This is a genomic window from uncultured Gimesia sp. (assembly GCF_937910335.1).
In the GTDB taxonomy this organism is placed as follows: Bacteria; Planctomycetota; Planctomycetia; order Planctomycetales; family Planctomycetaceae; genus Gimesia.
The window spans coordinates 1-6,089 of record NZ_CALEMX010000593.1 but is presented as its reverse complement, the minus strand read 5'-3'; the positions used below and the strand labels follow the sequence as shown (position 1 = coordinate 6,089).

Below are 6,089 nucleotides of genomic sequence, written 5' to 3'. Positions count from 1 at the left end.
ATATCAAATAAAAGAATCAGAGACTAGATCTCCAGTGCCCGACCAGTGAACCCAAAGATAAATGAAGGCAGAACCTACAATGCAGAAGGTCCGGTGAGATCAAAAAAACAGGTTAAGCAAAAGACACCTTCCCAAAAAGTAACTCCAGGTATCTGCCTGAGACGTTTCATCAACTGGTTTGCGTGCTTCCACTGGATAATCTCGAATGTTAACTGAAAGTTTCTCGTAGCCGGTCAGATCGGGTTCATCCCATTCTTCAGGATTCATTTCGATATTAGAAAAAACATAAACGGTGCTTTGATTTCCTCCAGGATGAATATATTGAGTGGCACTCAACCGCCAGGGATTCTTTTCCAGAAGCAATTTGAATTCACTGTAATTTGCGGCATCCTTTCTGCGAATGGGTTTCCCAGCGATTATAATTTGCGTTTCTGATTCTTTGACAACTTTCAAATAGGAATTCTTAATTAAGTCCTCGATTTTTGCCTGATTCGGAACTCCTGGAAGAAACGGCGAAGGCCAGTCTGCGGTGAAATTAAAATCGAAATCGAAAAACCACCACGATACTTTCTGCTTTGTCTCCTCAATCTTTTCTGGATAGGTATATTCTTCATAATGCTTGTCTTCTTCATGAATGTCGAGAATCCGTGTTTTCTGCCAGCGCCATTTCTCGGATTCAGCGTCTTTATATGTATACGGTTTTCCATCGCGAGTTTTCTTTCGAATGACAGATAAAGGATCAAGATTGGCTGGTTCGATTCGCCAGAAGCCATGACGGGGTCCGCGATAGCCAAACTGCCCCTTCCCATGTTTTTGCACTCGGAACACATCGTCGTACCAATACCTCTTAAAATCACCGCGGACTGCGGTGCAGGTTACGTTTTCTGCACTCCATTCGCGCAAGACATCAATGGCACGCTGCTCCGCTTCCGGTCTCGGCTTTGATGCAACGATCGGTTCTGCACTGAGTGGAGTCGTCATGAAACAGACAAAAATCAGCGGCAACAAAACACGGGAATCCATTCGTGTGTTCCTTTACAAAGTGAACGAGAACCTTTATGTCTTTATGGTTTCAGGGCAGCATAAATCCTGACGGCTATGCCATTCATGCTGAATGCCGCGCATCAATAAGGCACAGTCAAACTCAACAGACCCCGACGGGAACAGATGGGAATCATCAAAAAAACTGGATTCGATATTTTCAATCTGAAGCGGTTCCGCACTCCAGTCATGACATCTTAATTCCAGACCATCAAAGCGCCCTTCCGCATCGCTGGCCGAATACCCAAGCGAACCTTGCTCGAAAAACTCTGAGGCTGCTGCCAATGAATCAAAGACAGATGATTCTGGTAGACGATCTGTTATCGAACCAACCACTTTCATCTGCGCCTGGCCATCTTTGCTCTGCATAGAAACTGAAAAATGATCTTCCGATTCCGATACTGTAAACGAGGCATGGTGATGAGTGCCCGGAAAGATTCGCCCCCCCGCCAGAGCGTTCAGACAGGAATCAGTATCGCGACGATTCACATAGACTCCCTCATGCGTTTGACCATCGGCATCCCATTCGACGGCGAAACGGTGCGCCGCATTTTCAGAACGAATGCCCCACGAAAAAGGCATAATGCGTGGGCGAACATTTTTGAGACGAATTAGACAGACTCCGCCGATAGCATAACCGCGTATCAATTTTGGCCGAAATGGGGCTGGTAGCACACGTGACATCACCTCGGGATCGATGCGAAAATTCGCCAGTATACGGCGATCAATAATGCCCTCGATTACTGGAATTCGCATTGCAGGCTCACTTAAGAAAAACTCATTGTTTCCTCATAACCAATCATCCAAACGTACACCTTTGCATGGTTTTTGTCAATGTGACCCCAATGCCATTCGTAATCTTACCCCCCATAGCGATCACATTTCCAGGCGCTTCATTCAGCACTACCAACATAACCAGTACATACCATTCAAAGATATCGTATTGAAAAACACGATTATTCTGAAAATGCCATTCAATTCATCCAACAATCAATACTCAAAATTCCAGATGGATGCACACATTAGTTCCAAGACTCATAACCCCCTGAACCTGAACAACTCCGCTCCCGATTTATCAGAAAAAGAGTTATGTCCCTCAAAATCCAGCCGATATCGAAAATGTAGACTGTACTAAATGTCTGATTTATATAATCACAACACATCACAAATTAGTCACAACTGTTGAATGGAATCTTTAAGCCATTGGGGACAGGATGAGATCGACAAAAATTCTCACGATCGCCTTACTTGCGATTACCGCAGGATGGGTATCTGCCAGCATATTGTCAGCGGATGAATTCGGAGTAGACGAATTCGAAGCCAGCGAATTCGAATATTTTAACGACATCGATCGATTTGCAGGTGAAATGGAATCGTTTACATCAGCGGAAACGGAACCTTTCAATGAGGAAGGATATTTTTCTGCATCTCATTTAGAAGATTGGACCGAGAATACGACGTTTTACCTCTCGGCTAACAACTATCTCTCATTAAATCATTTAGAAAGTGGGGGATTCAACACAAATTTCTTAGTGCCCAACCGGGGTACGGACAGTAATGCTTCTTACGACTTTGGACTGGCACTCGGAGCCAGAATACCCTTCTGCTGCAAAGCCCTTCGTATTGAAGTGGAAGGAGCATTCCGGGATCTCGGTGGATTACTGTCAGAGAGCCTGCGACCCGAAAGTTCCAGTACACTCTATCAAATTGATTACGATGATCGCTGGAGTGTCATGACGAACTTCTGGCTTGATTTTCCCGTCCATGAAACAAAAACCATTTACTTCGGTGGCGGCATTGGCGCCAATGGCGGACGATTGTCCCTCAACGATGGTATTTAGGGCGGACAGGGACGATTTTCTGAGTTTGCCTGGCAAATTGGCTGTGGTTTCACCTGGGAACGAACAGAACGTTGGATTATCGATATTGGTTACCGTTACATAGATTACGGATCAGCGGCTGTGTCGTTATCACTCAACTCTAATAATTTTCCAGCGGGGCATTACACGGCAGATTTAACGGCACATCAAATAATGATCGGCTTTCGATATAAGTCATTGGGAAATTTGTTTGCAGGAAGATAAGTTGATGAAAGCAGTAAATAGTCGCTTTGTGATCTAACTATTTTCGAAAGATCTTGGGATCAACGTTTCCGCTCTGTTCCTGATTGTGCGTTTCTTCATTCGGTTCAACAACAATCAGGTTAGTTGAAAGCTCTTCAACAACCTGGCCTTCAAGTCCATCCTCTTCAGACCGAAATCGTCGAACTTGCGATGGTTTCGTTCCTTTAGGAAGCATACCCAGGTTGCAAATTGGCTCTCCGGGACTGATCGCAGGCAGGGTTGTCATGCCAATCACGACTGCATCAAATGGGGAATACAACATACTGCGTTCTCGACCGAGCAATGTTGAATTGGTGGCAATCGGTTGATCTTTTTCAATGATATCTCCAGGTTTTACATGGAACTTGAGAAAGCCACCACGTTCCGCCCGTACCCAGGTTGATTTGTTAACAACGACCTGATAATCAGGGCTTTCCGGTTCCCCTTCCAGCATTTTTAAATCGCGAAGCACATTTCTTACGCCGCGTACTGCCGACTCCACGATGCCCGGCTCAACTTTCCAGACTTCGCCGCCTTCCATAATGATCGTAGGACAACCACTATGACATGCTTCACGGCGAAACGCGCCGGCGGGCCCCTTACCATTCATGATAATTTCGGAACCGAATGCCTTAGCAATCCGTTGCACTTCCGGATTCGTCATATCGCCTCGAACATTCGGATAGTTTGTACGACGCACGGATGCAGTGTGCAAATCTATGCCGTAATCACAACGCGAAACAATTTCCTCAAAAATAATCCGAGCCATGCGACTGGCCAGACTGCCATTCGCAGATCCAGGAAAAGAACGATTCAGATCACGACGATCAGGCAGATAACGGGAATGACGATCAAAGGCGAGAAGATTTAGCACAGGCACAAAGATAACTGACCCACGCAGTAAGTGAAAATCCGTGTCTTGAACTAATTCACGAATTGCTCCGGTACCATTAATTTCGTCGCCATGAAGTGCCGCGGTGACGAAAACCACAGGCCCCTCTTCCACGGCGCGGCGAATGTGAATTGGAATCTTCACCGTCATGCTGCTATAGCTCTCGCTGACAGCAAGTTTGACATCACGTGATTCACCAGCCTGAATGGATTCTCCATTCCATTCGCTAACAGACTTCCGTTCACGGGGTTTGGTCATAAACGCATTACCCTTTATCCAATGGTAACGAGTCAGTAGCGAATTCGACTAACTCTGCATGCACTTCATCTGCGACTGGCAAATCAGGCAGATCCTGAACTTCTGGGCGTCTTTTGCGACGTGTTTTCACAGGAATTAAATCGCGCATCAGTTCGAGTTTACCAAAACAAAGCAATCGATCTCCAGATTCCAGTTGCCGACTTGAACGTGGGTTGGGAATGACGGTTGTCCCCCGATAGAGCGTGAGTACATTGATGTCCTTATCACGCAATCCAGATTGGTTGATCTCCTTGCCCACGTATTCAGAGCCTTCGGGAATATGAATCTCTGTGACTCCATAGCCACGACTGACGGTCAATCTTTGACGCAAATCGATCTCGGGAAAATCCACCTGAGCAGCAATATAGTCCACGATGACCCCCGCCACATCGAGCTGCGTGCATCGCTCGATTCCTTCCAAACCAGGTGAAGAATTGATCTCCATTATTTGTGGCCCGTTTTTTCCTTCCAGAATGTCAACACCGGCAACGCGAAGGCCCATAATCTGAGCGGCACGGACAGCAGTTTTGCAATAGGTTTCATCGAGTGTAACTGGCTCAGTACGACCACCCCGATGAACATTGCTGCGAAACTCCTGTCCTTGAGCAACCCGACGCATTGCAGCTACAACCCGATCACCGACCACAAATGCCCGGATATCACGACCTTTACTTTCGGCAACAAACTTCTGAATTAATACGTTCTGTTTTTGGCTTTGCAGCATTTCGATAATCGCTTTGGCCGAATTCACCGATTCGGCAAGTAACACGCCGATCCCCTGTGTACCTTCCAGCAGTTTGATTACAACAGGAGCACCTCCCACGCGTTCGATGGCGGGCAACACATCCTTTTTATCACGGACGAAAGTGGTTTGTGGTATACCAATCTGATGCCGACTCAGAATTTGAAGACTTCGAAGTTTGTCTCGCGAGTTCGAAATTCCGGAGGACGAATTCGCACAGAACACATCCATCTGCTCGAATTGTCGTACGACCGCAGTACCGAAGTAGGTAATTGATGCGCCGATGCGCGGCAGCACGGCATCGTAATCGGAGAGAGGCTTTTGGCGAAAGTAAAGATCGGGCTCCGCTTGTTTCAAGTCAATCGCAAAATGCAGCGTATTCAATACTTTAGCATTGAATCCACGTTGCTCCGCCGCTTCACGCAGTCGACGGGTGCTGTAGCATTGCGGACTAGTTGAGAGAATTGCAAGTTTCATAGATGCTCTTTCGGTGCCTGATTAGTTGTAGCGCTTCAGTATTTATTTTTGCCTGGATTTCTTTTTGGGCTTCGCCTTGGCCTTATTTTTTTTCTTTCGAGGTGGTTTACCGCCGTAATAAGATTTTCCGGCATCGACTAGAAATTTCTGGCGGAACGCTTCCCGCCCTAAAAGCATGCGAAAGCCCATTTCGTCGCGATTCGCAAGTGTCAACTCGACAGGCCAGACCACTCCCAATAATTCAATGTTGGTAATAATCACCGGCCGTCGCGTAGACTTGCCACTGGAACTACGAATCGACCGATACTCAAGGATTTCGGCCTCGGTCTGCACGATCTCATTCGTTCTTCGTTGAACAGGGTGAACTTTAAACCGGATCCAGTTCACACCGTCCCGCTCGAACTCATGTAAATCGTAAGCATGCAGGGAGGAAGAACGGGCGCCGGTATCAACTTTTACTTTGATTGATTTGATACCCAAATTGGGGAGACTCACCCATTCGCGCCAACCAATGACAGGCAGACTAGACTGTTTAAGT

General features: G+C 46.6%; 6 protein-coding genes. 1 reads left to right on the top strand and 5 read right to left on the bottom strand.

Annotation, left to right across the window (positions count from 1 at the left end):
- Positions 1-99 precede the first annotated feature (99 nt).
- Positions 100-1,023: a hypothetical protein gene (locus Q0668_RS24250; RefSeq protein WP_298869133.1), complete on the bottom strand. Its 924-nt coding sequence runs from the start codon at positions 1,021-1,023 to the stop codon at positions 100-102.
- Positions 1,024-1,056: 33 nt separating this feature from the next.
- The gene (locus Q0668_RS24245; protein WP_298869132.1) at positions 1,057-1,797 is read right to left on the bottom strand and encodes a DUF2071 domain-containing protein; all 741 of its coding nucleotides are present in this window, start codon (positions 1,795-1,797) and stop codon (positions 1,057-1,059) included.
- 458 nt (positions 1,798-2,255) lie between these two features.
- On the opposite strand from Q0668_RS24245, the gene Q0668_RS24240 reads away from it, so the two are divergent.
- Complete coding sequence (locus Q0668_RS24240; protein WP_298869131.1) at positions 2,256-2,882, top strand: hypothetical protein; 627 nt, start codon at positions 2,256-2,258, stop codon at positions 2,880-2,882.
- Positions 2,883-3,162: 280 nt separating this feature from the next.
- Here Q0668_RS24240 and Q0668_RS24235 read toward each other — a convergent pair whose 3' ends face one another.
- Genes Q0668_RS24235 through Q0668_RS24225 form a run of 3 tightly spaced genes read right to left on the bottom strand, consistent with a single transcriptional unit; the run spans position 3,163 to position 6,073 of the window.
- A complete protein-coding gene (locus tag Q0668_RS24235) occupies positions 3,163-4,293 on the bottom strand; it encodes a succinylglutamate desuccinylase/aspartoacylase family protein (protein WP_298869130.1) in 1,131 nt (376 codons plus the stop codon).
- Between the two features lie 7 nt (positions 4,294-4,300).
- Positions 4,301-5,551 (bottom strand): RimK family alpha-L-glutamate ligase, encoded by a 1,251-nt coding sequence (locus tag Q0668_RS24230; protein WP_298869129.1) that lies wholly within the window; start codon positions 5,549-5,551, stop codon positions 4,301-4,303.
- Positions 5,552-5,593: 42 nt separating this feature from the next.
- On the bottom strand, positions 5,594-6,073 hold the full coding sequence (locus Q0668_RS24225) for an ATP-dependent zinc protease (RefSeq protein ID WP_366918988.1): 480 nt from the start codon (positions 6,071-6,073) through the stop codon (positions 5,594-5,596).
- Positions 6,074-6,089 lie beyond the last annotated feature (16 nt).

Bases quoted from the DNA above. Each gene is read 5' to 3' on its own strand.
- Q0668_RS24250 (WP_298869133.1), bottom strand. From the start codon at position 1,023: ATGGATTCCCGTGTTTTGTTGCCGCTGATTTTTGTCTGTTTCATGACG.
- Q0668_RS24235 (WP_298869130.1), bottom strand. From the start codon at position 4,293: ATGACCAAACCCCGTGAACGGAAGTCTGTTAGCGAATGGAATGGAGAA.
- Q0668_RS24240 (WP_298869131.1), top strand. From the start codon at position 2,256: ATGAGATCGACAAAAATTCTCACGATCGCCTTACTTGCGATTACCGCA.
- Q0668_RS24230 (WP_298869129.1), bottom strand. From the start codon at position 5,551: ATGAAACTTGCAATTCTCTCAACTAGTCCGCAATGCTACAGCACCCGT.
- Q0668_RS24245 (WP_298869132.1), bottom strand. From the start codon at position 1,797: ATGCGAATTCCAGTAATCGAGGGCATTATTGATCGCCGTATACTGGCG.